Consider the following 14,714-nt stretch of genomic DNA (forward strand, 5'->3'; position numbering starts at 1 on the left):
ACAACCCAGGGAGCCGATGATGGGGGATCTCAACACCGACCTCGCCGAGCTGCGGGGCTCCGTCGCGAGCCATGTTCCGACCGAGATCGCCGAGGTGCTCAAGGCCGACCGCGCGACGTTCGTCGGGATGGTCGCGGAGACGGCCGCGAAGCCGGGAACGGCGATGCCGGATCTCACGCTGCCGGACGCGAGCGGCGGCAGGGTGCCGGTCAGGGACGGGCCCGCAGTCGTGGTGTTCTACCGCGGCGCATGGTGCCCGTACTGCAATCTGGCGCTGCGCACGTATCAGCGGGAAGTCTTGCCGGAGCTGGAAGATCTGGGGGTGAAGCTGATCGCGGTCAGCCCGCAGCTCCCGGACGACTCGTTGTCCACGAAGGATCTCGAGTTCACCGTTCTGTCCGATGTGGACAATGAGCTCGGGCGCGCGCTCGGCATCACGTTCCGGCTGGCCCCGGAGACGAAGCCGGCTTTCGACACACTCATCGGCGACGTCGAGAAGATCAACGGGGCGGCGGAGTGGGAGCTGCCGTATCCGACCGTCCTGGTCGTGGACCGCGAAGGCGTCATCCGGTTCATCGACGTCCACCCGGACTACACCACCCGCACCGACCCGGCCGACATCCTGGCCGCGGTCAAGGCGCTGTAGAAGCGGCTGAAGGGCCCTTTCCCCGCATCAGACGCAGCGAAAGGGCCCTTCACCGCGTCGCATGCGGTGAAGGGCCCCTTCAGTTGAGCGTTAGCGGTTCGCCCGGTTCACCGCCGAGACGACGGCCCGCAGCGAGGCGGTCACGATCGACGGGTCGATGCCGATGCCCCAGTACACCCGGTCGGAGATCGCGCACTCGATGTACGACGCCGCCCGGGCGTCGTCGCCCGGCGAGAGCGTGTGCTCGCTGTAGTCCAGCAGCCGCAGGTCGAACCCGACCGTCGACAGCGAGTCGAAGAAGGCCGCGATCGGCCCGTTCCCGCGTCCGGTGACCTCGTGCTCGTCACCCTCGACCCGCACGGTGGCGGTGATGTCGTACTCGCCGTCGCCGTTGTCCCTGACGTGCTGGCGTACCAGCTCCAGCGGCGTCTTCAGCTCCAGGTACTCGGCCGAGAACGCGTTCCACATCGTGGTCGGGTCGACCTCGCCGCCCTCGGTGTCGGTGTGGCGCTGGACGACCTTCGAAAACTCGATCTGCAGGCGCCGCGGCAGGTCGAGCTGGTGCTCGGCCTTCATGATGTAGGCGACGCCGCCCTTGCCGGACTGCGAGTTCACCCGGATCACGGCCTCGTAGTTGCGGCCGATGTCCTTCGGGTCGATCGGCAGGTACGGGACCTCCCACGGGTGCTCGTCGACCGGCGTCCCCGCCTTGTCGGCGGCGGCCTTCAGCGCGTCGAGACCTTTGTTGATCGCGTCCTGGTGGCTGCCGGAGAACGCGGTGAACACCAGGTCGCCCGCCCACGGGCTGCGTTCGTGCACCGGCAGCTGGTTGCAGTATTCGACGGTCCGCTTGATCTCGTCCATGTCGGAGAAGTCGATCTGCGGGTCGACGCCCTGGCTGTAGAGGTTCATGCCCAGCGCGACCAGGTCGACGTTGCCGGTGCGCTCGCCGTTGCCGAACAGGCAGCCTTCGATCCGGTCCGCGCCGGCCTGGAAGCCCAGTTCGGCGGCGGCGATGCCGGTGCCGCGGTCGTTGTGCGGGTGCAGCGACAGGATCACCGAATCACGGCGCTCCAGGTTGCGGTGCATCCACTCGATCGAGTCGGCGTAGATGTTCGGCGAAGCCATCTCGACGGTGGCGGGCAGGTTCAGGATGACCGGCTTCTCCGGCGTCGGCTGCCAGATCTCGGTGACCGTGTTGCAGACCTCGAGCGCGTAGGACAGCTCGGTGCCGGTGTAGGACTCCGGCGAGTACTGGAAGCGGAAGTCGGTGTCCGGCTGCTTCGCCGCGTAGTCGACGACCAGCTCGGCCGCCTGCGAAGCGATCTTCGTGATGCCGATGCGCTCCTCGCGGAACACCACGCGGCGCTGCAGGATCGACGTCGAGTTGTAGATGTGGACGATCGCGCGAGGCGCCCCTTCGAGTGCCTTGAAGGTGCGCTCGATCAGCTCCGGCCGGCACTGGGTCAGCACCTGGATGCTGACGTCGTCCGGGATGGCGCCCTCGTCGATGATCTCGCGGACGAAGTCGAAGTCGGTCTGCGACGCCGCCGGGAAGCCGACCTCGATCTCCTTGTAGCCCATGCGGACCAGCAGGTCGAAGAACTTGCGCTTCCGCGCGGGCGACATCGGGTCGATCAGGGCCTGGTTGCCGTCGCGCAGGTCGACCGCGCACCACAGCGGCGCGGTGTCGATGCGCTTGTCCGGCCAGGTGCGGTCGGGCAGAACGATGTCTTCGACCAGCTCGGACCAGGGGCGATAGCGATGAACGGGCATCGAAGTGCCGCGCTGGGTGTTCCACGGGGCCTGCTCGGAAGGGGCCGGGCGCGTGGGCTTACGGATGCTCATGAGGGGACGGTTCTCCTGAAGAATCGGGTGCGACGACCGGCACCACGAAGCCCCGCGACGGGGAGCCGGTCAGATCAGGCCCCGTCGCGGCAGCGAAGCAGGAGAGCTCGAGCCACGACGCCACCTTAACCGCGAGATCTCCCGAAAGGAAACCCGGGCCGCGATCGAACCGTGACCGCCAGGGGCGCCCATTCGGGTTACTCACGGGTAGCAATCGGACCAGGCGGCGTGCCACACTGCCCGGCATGGGCGAGCACGCTGAAGAGAAGGAAACCGCAGATCAGAAGACCAGGCGCAAGGTCGACTGGCGTGCGGGCGGCGGTCGCGCCGCCGGCATACTGGCGAGCGTCGTCCGCTGGGTCGGCCTGATCTTCGCCGCCATCCTGGTGCTGCACGTCGTCTTCGTGATCGGCGAGGCGAACCCGGACAACGGCATCGTGTCGTTCGTCCGCGGCTGGGCCGAAGGGCTGCTGCTGGGCTTCAAGGACCTCTTCATGCCCGAGGACGCCAAGCTCCGGGTGCTGATCAACTACGGCATCGCCGCGGTCTTCTGGATGGTGGTCACCGGGATTCTCGCCAAGATCATCCGGCGCGTGGGCGGTTCCGCCTAGCTTCTGAGCACTACGCTCGGAAGATGCTCAGCCCCAGCCGTCCGCAGGCGGCGGCATACGAGATCGTCGCCATCGGATCTTCGGCGGGCGGAGTCAAGGCACTGCTCGAAGTGCTCGGCGCTCTGCCCGCCGGCTTTCCGGTGCCCTTGGTCATCGTCCAGCACCTCGACCCGCGCCACGACACCATCCTCGCCGACATCCTCGACCGCCGGTCCGGTCTGAGGATCAAGCTGGCCGAGCCGGACGACGTCATCGGGCCGGGCGTCGTCTACCTCGCGCCGCCGGATCGTCATCTGCTGGTGAATCCCGGCGGCAGGCTCAGCCTGTCCGCGGTGGACAGGGTGAAATTCGTCCGGCCGTCGGCTGATCTGCTCTTCGAATCCGTCGCGGCCGTCTACGGGGTGTCCGCGCTTGTCTGTGTGCTGACCGGGACGGGTTCCGATGGCGCGGCGGGGGCCGGGGTGGTGAAGTCGCGGGGCGGTACCGTTGTCTCAGAGGATCCGGAAACCGCCGAATTCAAGGGCATGCCCCAGGCCGTGACGAAGTCCGTATCGGTCGATCTGGTGCTCCCGCTGGCCGAAATCGCCGGTGCGCTCGTCGGTCTGGTCGAGGGAACGAGGACGTTATGAGCACGCCGGAAGGCGAAATCGACCACGGTGAGGAACTCGAGGTCCTGCTGACCTTCATCAGGGACTCCCGCGGTTTCGATTTCACCGGCTACAAACGGACTTCACTGGCCCGCCGGATCCAAAAGCGGATGCAGACCGTGAAGATCGCCGGATACACCGAGTACCGGGATTTCCTGGAGCTCAACGCCGAAGAGTTCCCGGAACTCTTCAACACCATTTTGATCAACGTCACCAGCTTCTTCCGGGATCCCGAAGCGTGGACCTTCCTCCAGAAGACCGTCGTGCCCGAACTCGTCGCCAAGGTGGCCGCCACCGACGAGATCCGGATCTGGAGCGCGGGGTGTTCGAGTGGCGAGGAGGCCTACTCCCTCGCGATGATCTTCGCGGAGAATCTCGGCATCGAGGAGAGCACCCAGCGGGTCAAGATCTACGGGACCGACGTCGACGAAGAAGCCCTGCGTGAAGCGAGGACGGGCCTGTATTCCTCGAGGGCGCTGGAGCGGCTGCCCGAACAGATGAGGGTGAAGTATTTCGAGCAGAGTGGAAATCTGTTCGCGTTCCGGCGCGATCTTCGCCGCCGGGTGATCTTCGGCAGGCACGACATCACGCGCGACGCCCCCATTTCCCGCGTCGACCTGCTCGCCTGCCGCAACACCTTGATGTATTTCAACGTCGAAGCCCAGGCGAAGATCATCGAACGCTTCCATTTCGCGCTCAACGAAGGTGGCCACCTGCTGCTCGGAAAGGCCGAAATGCTGCTTTCCGACGGTGTCCGGTTCGACGTCGCGGATATCCGGAACAGGGTGTTCAAACTACGGACGGGCGGTACCACCGTGAGGCCCCCGCGCTTCGACGTCCGGGCCGGAGCGGGGGTGCGGGACGCCAATCGAAGGCGTCACGTGAGCGAACTGGCCTTGGCGTCCTCGCCTGATTCGGTACTGGGCATCGAACGTGACGGCACGGTCGCCTTGATCAACGGCTCGGCGAGGTTGCAGTTCGGGCTTTCCTCCCACGACGTGGGCAGGCCGTTCCACGATCTCGAGATCTCGTACCGGCCGATCGAGCTCCGCTCCGTCATCGACCAGGCGCACAGTGATCGCCGCAGCGTCCGGGTCGATTCCGTGCGACGGAAGAAGAACGGCGAGGAGACGCAGTACTTCGACATCATCGTCCGGCCTCTCCTCACCATCGAAGGTGAGGACATCGGTGTGGCGATCACGTTCGTCGACACCACCGAGGCCACCAGGCTGCAGCACGAAGTGAAGCGCGTGCAGGAAGACCTGGCCACGGCTTACGCGGAGCTCCAATCGACCAACGCCGAACTCGAAACGGTCAACGAGGAACTCCAGTCGAGCATCGAGGAACTCGAGACGACGAACGAGGAACTCCAGTCCACGAACGAAGAACTAGAGACCACCAACGAGGAACTCCAGTCGGGCAACGAGGAACTCGAGACGATGAACGAGGAGATGCGCATCCGCACCGCGGAACTCGACGAGACGCGCATGTTCTTCGAAGGCGTGCTGTCGAGCGTCGCGGCCGGGGTGGTCGTACTGGACGGCGATCTCCGGGTGCGCAGCTGGAACCGCGGCGCCGAGGAACTGTGGGGCCTGCGGGCCGGAGAGGTCTATCTGGAGGAGTTCTTCACCCTCGACTTCGGCCTGCCGACCACCGGGTTCCGCGACGTCGTCGAACTCTGCAACGAGACCGGGCAGCGGGCCGCCCAGGTCGAGATCGACGCGGTGGACCGGAAAGGCAGGCCGCTGGTCGCCTCGGTCAACTGCTCGCCGTTGAGCGGGCCGGGCGGCGGAGTCGTCTTGATGACGGAGAAGCGAACGGCCGACTGAGTCAGCGCCTGCCACCCGGTCGCGGCGCGCGTTTGGGGACCGAGCCCACGAGATCGGACACCGTCATGCGACGGCTGACCAGCTGTTCGCAAAGGTCGCTGATGCGGCGGTTGTGGCCGCGCGCGTAGTGGCGTAACACGAGGAACGCGTCGGTCGGGTCGATTTCCAGCCGCGCGGAGACCAGGCCCTTCGCCTGCTCGATGATCACCCGGCTGTCCAGTGCTCCCTGCAGTTGCTCGGAGGTCCTGGTCAGGCCGGCGATCGCACGGTGGTTGAGCATGCCGATCGCCGCCGCGTCGGCGAAAGCGATCGCGATCCGCAGGTCGGCCACCGGCAGTGGCGAGGTTTCCGTGGTCAGGATCGTGACCTCGCCGAGGACGTTTTCGCGCCGGCTGAACGGGAACACGTGCACCAATCGGAAGCCGAGCTCGAGGGCGGCCGGGGCCAGCCGGCTCCAGCGTGCCTCCGCTTCGTCGAGGAGCACATTGACGATCGGCTCATCGTCGTCATGGCAGTCGATACCGGGGCCTTCCTCGGCGAGGACATCACCGAATGGCGGATGTTCGAGCCGTTCGTCGGTGCACACCACGATCGGCCGGTCGGCGCGGTCGCCTGTCGCGGCCAGCCGGACAGCTGACGAGGCGACCAGTTGCGCGTAGCGGTTGGCTACACAGAGCCAATAGTTCTTCGGGTCGAGTGCGGGTGCCAAAGTGTCGGCCAGCTCCACCAACGTGTCGGCGACCCATCTTTCGCGATTCTGCATCAGAATCCGGCCTTCCTGCGGACTTGCAGTGTCGAGGGCGCTGAGGAAACAACGCTAGTCCGGCGATGGATGACGGGGAACCCGTGGAGGCTCAGCCGTTCGGGTCACTTCTGTGGGCCCCACGCGGGCGTAGGCTCAGCCCATGTGGGACGGCACGGGTGGTCGATACGACCCGCCGGCCCTGCGCGGGCTGATCGAAACCGAGCGCGGGCGGGCGGAGCGCGCGGCGACCGTGGCCCGGCGGCACGAACGCCTGGTGGAGACGGCCTCCGCGTCGATGCGGTCCTTCCACCTGCGGATGGCGGAACTGCACCGCGCCACCGAGCGAAGGCACCAGGCCGCGGTGGACCTGCACGCGGGTTATCTCGACGCCGTCGGGAGCTGGGCGGACCGGCCGCGGGGACCTTCGGTCCTGCCCCCGGCGTTCATGGCGGCGGTCGCCGAGTCGTCCGGTATCCGGAGTCTGGCGGTGGCCCTGTTCACGACGGACGGGAGCGAGGCGTCGGTCGTGGTGTCCGATCCCATCGCGGCCAAGGCGCACGACCTCGAATACAGCCTCGGCGAAGGGCCTTCACGGGGAATACCGCTGAAACCCGGCGTCTGTGGCGAGCCGGAACTCGTGAGCCGGTGGCCCCACTTCGGGTCCGCGGCGCGGGAAATCGGGGTCAGGTCGGTGGTTTCGGCGCATCTGGGCCTGGACGGGGCGCCGATGGGCAGCCTCACCGCGTACCGGTCCGAGCCCGCGCCGGACGCCGAGGTGGCCCGATCGGTGGGGATGCTCGCCGAAGTGCTGACCACCACCGCGTTGGACCCGGACGTACGGCTCGACGGTGACGACGGCCTTCCGGTGCATCCGCTGTTCGGCGACGTCGACGTCTGCGTCGTGGCACACCAGGCCACCGGGGTGGTGATGGCCACCCACGACTGCTCGGCGACCGACGCGCTGGCTCTCATCCGTGCCCACGCCTTCGCGCGGAACGAGAGCCTCACCGAACTCGCCCGCGCCATCGTGGACAGGACGTACCGGCTCAGCTGACGCCGAGCCTTTCGTATGCCTCGACGGCGGCCTTCGGGTCGTCCGCGGTGAACTTCACGACGCGGACGGACTCGGTCTTCCCCAGCGGCCGGGTCACCGTGATCGGCTCCCGCAGTTCCGCGACGAGGTTCGTCTCGTAGGAATTGTCGTGGCTGAGCCAGGTTCCGTCGCGGAACGCCTTCGCTTTGGCGGGATCGTGGCTTTCCTTCGAGTGCCGCAGGCTGACGATATTTTCTCTCGGGATTCTCACGTCGTAGAAAGAGCTGTAGCGCACTCGCACCTCATGAGAAGAAATCACGTGAGGCCTGACCACGGTGCCCGCGTAGACGCCGAAGACCAGTAGTGCCGAATACACGCCCAGAACGAGCAGCAGCAGGTCGACGACCAGGCCGAAGTCGAGTAGCCAGAAAAGACCCGCTTCGAAGGCGCTCACCACGGCGAGAACGATGAAGATCGGTTTGCCGTCGGAGCCGTACGGCACCGCCACGGCGTCCTCGGTGACTCCGTCCTTGCGGCCTCTCAGATACAGCCAGAGGCCTTTCAACGTGCGTGATTCGTTGCGGACGAGACTGCGTAAAGCCCCCATGACCCCAGGTTAGCGATCGAATTGGGTCAGGATCTTCAGCGCGTCGGCGGAGCCCGGGTCCTTCGGCGTGTAGATCTCGAGCCGGTGGTCGGGACTGTCGGGCTGGAGCCACACCTGGTAGTCGACGCTCACCGCGCCGACCGTCGGATGCCGGAGGTGCATGGCGCCGACGGTGCAGTCGGCGACGTCACCGGTCGCCCAGAGCGTCGCGAACTCGTCGCTGCGCATCGAAAGTTCGCCGATGAGCCCGGCGAGACGGGCGTCCGTGGGGTAGCGGCCGGCGGTGAGCCGCAGGTAGGCGACGTGGATGGGCGCGAGTTCGGCGCGGTTGCGGTGCAGGTCGCGGGTGAGCGGGTCGAGGAAGAACAGGCGCGGGAGGGACGGCCGCCGGTCCGGATCGCCCGGCGCGTCGAAGTCGAGGTGCTCGGCCATGAGCGTGTGCCCGGCGTGGTTCCACGCGAGAACGTCGCCGCGACGGCCGAAAACGAGCGCGGGCACGGCCTCGCCGAGGTTCTCCAGCAGCGCGAGGACCCGGGGGTGCGGATCCTCCGGCCCGGGGTCGGACAACTTCGGCAGCGCGGTCTGCCGCGCGAGGTTATGCAGGTGGCCGATCTCGACGTCGTCGAGCCGGAGCGCGCGGGCGAGCGCGTCGAGCACCTGCCGTGAAGCGGTTTCGGCCAGTCCTTGTTCGAGCCGCGTGTAGTACCCGGCGCTCACTCCGGCGAGCTGGGCGAGTTCCTCGCGGCGCAGGCCGGGCACGCGACGCGAGGTGCCGTAGGTGCGCAGGCCGACGTCGGCGGGAGTCACCCGGTCACGACGGCTCTTGAGGTACACGCCGAGGCTTTCCATGACCCCGAGCCTAGGTTTTCGCGCGGCCGCGTGGGTGTACCCGCTGGGTGTACCCACGGCACGGGGATGGCTGCCCTCCCGAAGCCGGTGCAGCGTCGAGGTCATGACACGACCGCACACCCGGGCCTGGTTCGGCCTGCTGGTGATCCTCTGCCCGGTGTTCCTGGTCTCCATGGACGGGTCGATCCTGTTCCTCGCGATGCCCAGGATCAGCCAGGCGCTCGCTCCGACGGCCGACCAGGCGTTGTGGATCCTGGACGTCTACGGCTTCGCGGTCGGCTCGCTGCTGATCGCGTTCGGCAACCTCGGCGACCGGTACGGACGGCTGAAGCTGCTGATGATCGGCGCCGCGGTGTTCGGCGCGGCTTCGACCGGCGCGGCGTTCGCTCCGGGTCCCGAGCTGTTGATCGCGTTCCGCGCGCTGATGGGGCTGGCAGGCGCGACTCTGCTGCCGTCGGCACTGGCGGTGTTGAGTGAACTTTTCCCCGATCCTCGGCGACGGGCGCAGGCCATCGGCGTCTTCGCGGCCGCGTTCGCCGCCGGTTTCGCGGCCGGCCCGGTCGTCGGCGGTGTCCTGCTGGAGCGGTTCTGGTGGGGTTCGGTCTTCCTGGTCAACCTGCCGGTGATCGCGGTGTTCCTGCTGCTCGCGCCGGTGCTGCTCCGCGAGGTGCGGGCCACCGGGAAGGGACGCGTGGACACGCTGAGCGTGGCGCTCTCCGCCGCCGGACTCTTGCTCGCGATCTACGGGATCAAGCACGTGGCGGCCGACGGCCTGTCCGTCTTCGCGGTCTCCGCGGGAATCGCCGGTGCCGTGCTGCTGGTGTGGTTCGCCCGGCGCCAGCGAGGCCTCGACCATCCGCTCATCGATTTCTCCCTGTTCCGCGACCGTGTCTTCACGATCGCGATCGTCACCGGGTTCCTGCCGCTCGCGGCCTGGTCGGCGGCCGCGTACCTGTCCGGGATCCACCTGCAGTCCGTGCTGGGGCTGCCCGTCCTGCACGCGGCGCTCCTGGCGCTGCCCGGGGCGGCCGTCCTCACGATCATGTGCGTGGTCACCCCGGCGCTGGTCGAGCGGATCGGCAAGCGCGTGGCGCTGGTCGGCTGCCACTTCTCCATCGCCGTCGGGCTGGCGCTGTTGCTCATGACCGGCGTCACGGGCGGGGTGGGCTGGTACGTCGCCTCGACGGTGGTCGCCGGTGTCGGCTACGGCATCTCGTTCAGCGTCGTGGCCGACACGGCCGTCGCCGCGGTGCCCGCCGAACGGGCCGGAGCGGCGGGCGCCATCGCCGAAACCGGCAACGAGATCGGCAACGCGCTGGGGATCGCGCTCATGGGGTCACTCGCCGCGCTGGTGTTCCGCCTGGCCGGTCCGGATCTCGCGCCCACCCTGGACGGAACCCTCCAGCTGCCCGGTATCGCGCCCGCTGTCGCCGCTGACGCGAAGGAGGCCTTCGTCTCGGGCCTGCACACCGCCGTCGCGGTGCTGAGCCTGCTGCACGTCGCACTGGGAGGTCTCGCTCTGCGATGGCTCCCTCACTCGGAGAAAGCGCTCACACCCCAGGTGTCGGCGTAGGCGAATTCCGCCAGCGGGATCCGCTCGCGAGGCCCCTTCTCACGCTCGATCCGCCAGTCCTCTTCGAGCACCGACGGGTCGGCGGGGGAGCCGACGGCGATGGCGACCTTCGGGACGACGTCGTCGGGGAGGCCGAAGAAGTCCTTCGCCGCTTCGGCGGAGAAGCCCGCCATCTGGTGCGCGATCAGGCCGAGTTCGACGGCCTGGAGCACGAGATTCTCGCTCGCGAGACCCAGCCCGTACTCGGCGTACGGGACATCGCCCTTCTCGTTCGTGGTCACCATCGCGCCGATCAACAGCAGACCGGCGCGATGGGCCCAGTCGCGGTTGCCCGAGTTGAGCGTCGAGAGGATGCGGTCGAACGACGGCGTGCCCCGCAGGCCGACCAGGTAGCGGGCGGGCTGGGTGTTGCCGAACGACGGTGCCCAGCGGGCCGCTTCGAGCAGTGCGCGGAGCTGGTCTTCGGTGACGACCGCGGCCTCGTCGTAGGCCCGGGGACTCCACCTGGCGGCCAGGATCGACGCGATCGGGGTACTCGTCTGGGCGGGTTTGTGCATTGGCGGACGATAACAAGGCGTGCTCTCCGTCACTAAAGTGAAAGCCCTCCGACTATTTCGTTGGTGTTAAGGAAGATTTACTTCCAGAAGTCCTCGAAGTGGTGGTCAGGACCACTTACGACGGTGGCGGGCGTGCGTGACCCCGGTAGGCTTTCGCTCAAATAAGGGACGCGGGGGCTCCTCGGTGCCCACCAGGAGCACGCCCGGCCCGTCGAGGAGGTTCGGGCGTGGCCCTCGTGGTCCAGAAGTACGGCGGTTCGTCGCTGGAAAGTGCCGACCGGATCAAACGCGTCGCGGAACGCATCGTCGCCACCAAGAAGGCGGGCAACGACGTCGTCGTCGTCTGCTCCGCCATGGGCGACACGACGGACGAGCTGCTCGACCTGGCTCAGCAGGTCAACCCGGCCCCGCCGGAGCGTGAGATGGACATGCTGCTCACCGCCGGTGAGCGCATCTCGAACTCGCTCGTCGCCATGGCGATCTCCGCGCAGGGCGCGGAGGCGTGGTCGTTCACCGGTTCGCAGGCCGGCGTGGTGACGACGTCGGTGCACGGCAACGCGCGGATCATCGACGTCAGCCCCAGCCGTGTGACGGAAGCCCTCGACCAGGGCTACATCGCGCTGGTGGCGGGGTTCCAGGGCGTGTCACAGGACACCAAGGACATCACCACCCTCGGCCGCGGCGGTTCGGACACCACCGCCGTCGCGCTGGCCGCGGCGCTGAACGCCGACGTCTGCGAGATCTATTCCGATGTGGACGGTGTGTACACCGCCGATCCCCGCGTCGTGCCCGACGCCCGCAAGCTCGACACCATCGCCTACGAGGAGATGCTGGAGCTGGCCGCGAGCGGCTCGAAGATCCTGCACCTGCGCTCGGTGGAGTACGCGCGCCGCTACGGCGTCCCGATCCGAGTCCGTTCTTCCTACAGTGACAAACCGGGCACCACGGTGACCGGTTCTATCGAGGAGATCCCCGTGGAACAAGCGTTGATCACCGGTGTGGCGCACGACCGCTCCGAAGCCAAGATCACGGTGACCGGCGTGCCCGACACCGCCGGCGCCGCGGCCAGGATCTTCCGGGTGATCGCCGACAACGAGATCGACATCGACATGGTGCTGCAGAACGTGTCCAGCACGTCGTCCGGCCGCACCGACATCACCTTCACGCTGTCGAAGGCCAACGGTGCCAAGGCCGTGCAGTCGCTGGAGAAGATCAAGGACGAGATCGGCTTCGAGTCGGTCCTCTACGACGACCACGTCGGCAAGGTGTCGCTCGTCGGCGCGGGGATGCGTTCGCACCCCGGTGTCACGGCGACGTTCTGCGAGGCGCTCGCGCAGTCGGGCGTGAACATCGAAATCATCAACACCTCGGAGATCCGGATCTCGGTACTGATCCGGGACTCGCAGCTCGACGACGCGGTGCGAGCGATCCACGAGGCATTCGAACTCGGCGGCGACGAAGAAGCCGTCGTCTACGCGGGGAGTGGACGCTGATGTCGAACGGTTTGCGGGTAGGGGTCGTCGGGGCGACCGGTCAGGTCGGCGGCGTCATGCGCCGTCTGCTGGCAGAACGGGGTTTCCCGGTCGCCGAGATGCGGTACTTCGCTTCGGCGCGGTCCGCCGGTTCCAAGCTTTCTTGGCAGGATCAGGAAATCGTCATCGAGGACGCGACGACCGCCGATCCGTCCGGTTTGGACATCGCGCTGTTCTCCGCCGGTGGCTCGACCTCCAAGGCGCAGGCGGAGCGGTTCGCCGCGGCGGGCGCCACGGTGATCGACAACTCGTCGGCCTGGCGGATGGACCCCGAGGTCCCGCTGGTCGTCAGCGAGGTCAACCCGGAGGCGATCAAGGAAGCGCGCAAGGGGATCATCGCGAACCCCAACTGCACCACGATGGCCGCGATGCCGGTGCTCAAGCCGCTGCACGCCGAGGCCGGGCTGGTCCGGCTGGTCGCCAGCACCTACCAGGCGGTGTCCGGCAGCGGGCTCGCCGGCGTCGAGGAGCTGGAAGGCCAGCTCGCCGCGGCGGCGCCGAACGCGGGCGCGCTGACTCACGACGGCGCGGCGGTGACCTTCCCCGAGCCGAAGAAGTACGCGCGGACCATCGCGCACAACGTCCTCCCGCTCGCCGGGTCCATTGTGGACGACGGCTTGTTCGAGACGGACGAAGAGAAGAAGTTCCGCAACGAGAGCCGCAAGATCCTGAGCATCCCGGAGCTGCGCGTTTCCTGCACCTGCGTGCGGGTGCCGGTGTTCTCGGGGCACTCGATCTCGATCAACGCGGAGTTCTCGCAGGCGCTTTCGGTCGCCCGCGCGACCGAACTGCTGACCGGCGCCCCCGGCGTGGAGCTGTCCGAGATCCCGACCCCGCTGCAGGCCGCGGGCCAGGACCCGTCCTACGTCGGGCGGCTGCGGACGGACCCGGGCGTCGACGGCGGTCGCGGTCTGGCGTTGTTCCTGTCGAACGACAACCTGCGGAAGGGCGCGGCGCTCAACGCGGTACAGATCGCGGAGCTGATCGCGAACTCCTGACGCACCGAACGCTCCGTACCGGACGCTATGAAAGGCCCGTTACTTGCAAATTTCGCAAGTAACGGGCCTTTCATAGCACGCGCGACCGGAGAACCAACCGCAACTAGAGGACTAAACGCACGGGATGGTCAGGGCTTCGTGGCCCCGGCGCACGCCGCGTACCGCGTCGCCAGGAACTCGCCCCGCGCGTCCCCGCTGTAGGCCCACACCCCGCTGTCGGCCCGCGTCCCCAAGAGCCGGAACTGCTCGACGGCCTCGTCGAAGCGCCCGTTCTCCACGAGCGCCTTCGCCGCGTACGCCCGGTCTCCCCGCGTCGCCGGGTGATCGCGCCCTTCGCCGTTCAGCCACGCCACGATCCCGTCGAGCGCGCCGGCGACCCGCGGGTCACGCCACGCGGGAGCGTCCTGGAACTCGGATTCGTGCGCGGCGATCAGCAGCAGCGGGGCCAGTTTCGGCGACTTCGCCGCGGCGGTCTCGGCGAACTCCCACATCCGCTCGTTCGAGCCGAACCACTTCGCGCACCAGTACTGCAGTGCCCGTGTATGCGCCCCGCGATGCTGCGGGTCGCGTTCGGCGAGTTCCGCCCAAATCTCCAGGTACTGGTCGTTTTCGTACTGCCGTCCCATCGCGATCGCGAGCGCGGTCACCCACGGCGTCGGGTCCTCGGGGGCGAGCGCGGACGCCTCGCGCACGGCCTCCTCGGCCTGCTCCAGCACCCGGAAGAACGCGGCGAACTGTTCCTCGGTGACGTGTTTCGCCTGCAGGCCGCTGCGCACCTCCCAAGCCACGTGCACCAGCGATTCCGCGTTGACGAGCGCGGCGCCCGGGTCGCCGGGGCGGGCCTTGCGCCACGCCCGCAGCCATTCGTCGTCCTGCGCGGCGGCTTCGCCGAGCGCGCCGTTCACCAGGTTGCGGCGATCCCAGTTCCCCCAGGTCGACGCCAGCAGCGCGGCCGCGCCTTCCCATTCGCCCCGGGCGGTCGACTCCAGAACCGCGAGGACCTCTTCGTCGGTCCAGTACTCCTTGGCCGACACCTCGCTGTCGGCCGGGAGCCCCCAGCGCGTGACGTCCGGGATCCTGCCCTTGAACTTGGGCTTCTCCGGCGGCAAGAGCGCGGCGAACTCTTCCGGCGTCAGCACGTTCTTGAGTTCGTCGATCTCGACGCCGCGTCGTTTCGCCTCCTTCATCATGGCGAAGACGGCCTTGCGTTCACGGGATTTGAGCAGCCAAAGCATTGAA

General features: G+C 67.8%; 14 protein-coding genes. 8 read left to right on the plus strand and 6 right to left on the minus strand.

Features of this window, described 5'->3' with window-relative positions:
• Nucleotides 1-19: 19 nt before the first annotated feature.
• Nucleotides 20-646 (plus strand): peroxiredoxin-like family protein, encoded by a 627-nt coding sequence (locus ACZ5IK_RS00165; RefSeq protein ID WP_465485872.1) that lies wholly within the window; start codon nucleotides 20-22, stop codon nucleotides 644-646.
• 90 nt (nucleotides 647-736) lie between these two features.
• On the opposite strand, the gene leuA is transcribed toward ACZ5IK_RS00165, so the two are convergent.
• Nucleotides 737-2,494: a 2-isopropylmalate synthase gene (gene leuA / locus ACZ5IK_RS00170; protein ID WP_465485873.1), complete on the minus strand. Its 1,758-nt coding sequence runs from the start codon at nucleotides 2,492-2,494 to the stop codon at nucleotides 737-739.
• Nucleotides 2,495-2,739: 245 nt separating this feature from the next.
• Between leuA and ACZ5IK_RS00175 the strand changes: the two genes are divergently transcribed.
• Genes ACZ5IK_RS00175 through ACZ5IK_RS00185 form a run of 3 tightly spaced genes read left to right on the plus strand, consistent with a single transcriptional unit; the run spans nucleotide 2,740 to nucleotide 5,581 of the window.
• The gene (locus ACZ5IK_RS00175; RefSeq protein WP_465485874.1) at nucleotides 2,740-3,105 is read left to right on the plus strand and encodes a hypothetical protein; all 366 of its coding nucleotides are present in this window, start codon (nucleotides 2,740-2,742) and stop codon (nucleotides 3,103-3,105) included.
• A 23-nt stretch (nucleotides 3,106-3,128) separates the two neighbouring features.
• Nucleotides 3,129-3,734, plus strand: coding sequence for a chemotaxis protein CheB (locus tag ACZ5IK_RS00180; protein WP_465485875.1), 606 nt, complete (start codon nucleotides 3,129-3,131; stop codon nucleotides 3,732-3,734).
• On the plus strand, nucleotides 3,731-5,581 hold the full coding sequence (locus ACZ5IK_RS00185; RefSeq protein ID WP_465485876.1) for a CheR family methyltransferase: 1,851 nt from the start codon (nucleotides 3,731-3,733) through the stop codon (nucleotides 5,579-5,581). The genes ACZ5IK_RS00180 and ACZ5IK_RS00185 overlap by 4 nt, the downstream gene beginning before the upstream one ends.
• A gap of 1 nt (nucleotide 5,582) precedes the next feature.
• On the opposite strand, the gene ACZ5IK_RS00190 is transcribed toward ACZ5IK_RS00185, so the two are convergent.
• Nucleotides 5,583-6,344 (minus strand): ANTAR domain-containing protein, encoded by a 762-nt coding sequence (locus ACZ5IK_RS00190; protein ID WP_465485877.1) that lies wholly within the window; start codon nucleotides 6,342-6,344, stop codon nucleotides 5,583-5,585.
• Between the two features lie 142 nt (nucleotides 6,345-6,486).
• Between ACZ5IK_RS00190 and ACZ5IK_RS00195 the strand changes: the two genes are divergently transcribed.
• The gene (locus ACZ5IK_RS00195; RefSeq protein ID WP_465485878.1) at nucleotides 6,487-7,380 is read left to right on the plus strand and encodes an ANTAR domain-containing protein; all 894 of its coding nucleotides are present in this window, start codon (nucleotides 6,487-6,489) and stop codon (nucleotides 7,378-7,380) included.
• Here the strand turns inward: ACZ5IK_RS00195 and ACZ5IK_RS00200 are convergent.
• Together ACZ5IK_RS00200 and ACZ5IK_RS00205 are read right to left on the minus strand one after the other, a co-directional pair.
• Complete coding sequence (locus ACZ5IK_RS00200) at nucleotides 7,373-7,966, minus strand: hypothetical protein (protein WP_465485879.1); 594 nt, start codon at nucleotides 7,964-7,966, stop codon at nucleotides 7,373-7,375. The two genes, ACZ5IK_RS00195 and ACZ5IK_RS00200, sit on opposite strands and share 8 nt — an antisense overlap.
• Nucleotides 7,967-7,975: 9 nt before the next feature.
• Nucleotides 7,976-8,815, minus strand: a complete 840-nt coding sequence (locus ACZ5IK_RS00205) for a helix-turn-helix transcriptional regulator (protein WP_465485880.1) — start codon at nucleotides 8,813-8,815, stop codon at nucleotides 7,976-7,978.
• Between the two features lie 103 nt (nucleotides 8,816-8,918).
• Between ACZ5IK_RS00205 and ACZ5IK_RS00210 the strand changes: the two genes are divergently transcribed.
• Complete coding sequence (locus ACZ5IK_RS00210; protein ID WP_465485881.1) at nucleotides 8,919-10,388, plus strand: MFS transporter; 1,470 nt, start codon at nucleotides 8,919-8,921, stop codon at nucleotides 10,386-10,388.
• On the opposite strand, the gene ACZ5IK_RS00215 is transcribed toward ACZ5IK_RS00210, so the two are convergent.
• Nucleotides 10,349-10,945 carry a nitroreductase family protein gene (locus ACZ5IK_RS00215; protein ID WP_465485882.1) on the minus strand — a complete coding sequence of 199 codons (597 nt, stop codon included), beginning with the start codon at nucleotides 10,943-10,945 and terminating at the stop codon, nucleotides 10,349-10,351. The two genes, ACZ5IK_RS00210 and ACZ5IK_RS00215, sit on opposite strands and share 40 nt — an antisense overlap.
• 227 nt (nucleotides 10,946-11,172) lie before the next feature.
• Between ACZ5IK_RS00215 and ACZ5IK_RS00220 the strand changes: the two genes are divergently transcribed.
• Together ACZ5IK_RS00220 and ACZ5IK_RS00225 are read left to right on the plus strand one after the other, a co-directional pair.
• Nucleotides 11,173-12,438 (plus strand): aspartate kinase, encoded by a 1,266-nt coding sequence (locus ACZ5IK_RS00220; RefSeq protein WP_101611168.1) that lies wholly within the window; start codon nucleotides 11,173-11,175, stop codon nucleotides 12,436-12,438.
• A complete protein-coding gene (locus ACZ5IK_RS00225) occupies nucleotides 12,438-13,475 on the plus strand; it encodes an aspartate-semialdehyde dehydrogenase (RefSeq protein WP_465485883.1) in 1,038 nt (345 codons plus the stop codon). The genes ACZ5IK_RS00220 and ACZ5IK_RS00225 overlap by 1 nt, the downstream gene beginning before the upstream one ends.
• Before the next feature lie 128 nt (nucleotides 13,476-13,603).
• Here ACZ5IK_RS00225 and ACZ5IK_RS00230 read toward each other — a convergent pair whose 3' ends face one another.
• On the minus strand, nucleotides 13,604-14,710 hold the full coding sequence (locus tag ACZ5IK_RS00230; protein ID WP_465485884.1) for a DUF4034 domain-containing protein: 1,107 nt from the start codon (nucleotides 14,708-14,710) through the stop codon (nucleotides 13,604-13,606).
• Nucleotides 14,711-14,714: the final 4 nt, after the last annotated feature.

The sequence above is a fragment of the Amycolatopsis sp. NPDC031561 genome (assembly GCF_055580625.1).

Bases quoted from the DNA above. Each gene is read 5' to 3' on its own strand.
- ACZ5IK_RS00215 (WP_465485882.1), bottom strand. From the start codon at position 10,945: ATGCACAAACCCGCCCAGACGAGTACCCCGATCGCGTCGATCCTGGCC.
- ACZ5IK_RS00190 (WP_465485877.1), bottom strand. From the start codon at position 6,344: ATGCAGAATCGCGAAAGATGGGTCGCCGACACGTTGGTGGAGCTGGCC.
- ACZ5IK_RS00185 (WP_465485876.1), top strand. From the start codon at position 3,731: ATGAGCACGCCGGAAGGCGAAATCGACCACGGTGAGGAACTCGAGGTC.
- ACZ5IK_RS00180 (WP_465485875.1), top strand. From the start codon at position 3,129: ATGCTCAGCCCCAGCCGTCCGCAGGCGGCGGCATACGAGATCGTCGCC.
- ACZ5IK_RS00195 (WP_465485878.1), top strand. From the start codon at position 6,487: ATGTGGGACGGCACGGGTGGTCGATACGACCCGCCGGCCCTGCGCGGG.
- ACZ5IK_RS00210 (WP_465485881.1), top strand. From the start codon at position 8,919: ATGACACGACCGCACACCCGGGCCTGGTTCGGCCTGCTGGTGATCCTC.
- ACZ5IK_RS00200 (WP_465485879.1), bottom strand. From the start codon at position 7,966: ATGGGGGCTTTACGCAGTCTCGTCCGCAACGAATCACGCACGTTGAAA.
- ACZ5IK_RS00165 (WP_465485872.1), top strand. From the start codon at position 20: ATGGGGGATCTCAACACCGACCTCGCCGAGCTGCGGGGCTCCGTCGCG.
- ACZ5IK_RS00175 (WP_465485874.1), top strand. From the start codon at position 2,740: ATGGGCGAGCACGCTGAAGAGAAGGAAACCGCAGATCAGAAGACCAGG.
- ACZ5IK_RS00230 (WP_465485884.1), bottom strand. From the start codon at position 14,710: ATGCTTTGGCTGCTCAAATCCCGTGAACGCAAGGCCGTCTTCGCCATG.
- ACZ5IK_RS00205 (WP_465485880.1), bottom strand. From the start codon at position 8,815: ATGGAAAGCCTCGGCGTGTACCTCAAGAGCCGTCGTGACCGGGTGACT.
- leuA (WP_465485873.1), bottom strand. From the start codon at position 2,494: ATGAGCATCCGTAAGCCCACGCGCCCGGCCCCTTCCGAGCAGGCCCCG.
- ACZ5IK_RS00225 (WP_465485883.1), top strand. From the start codon at position 12,438: ATGTCGAACGGTTTGCGGGTAGGGGTCGTCGGGGCGACCGGTCAGGTC.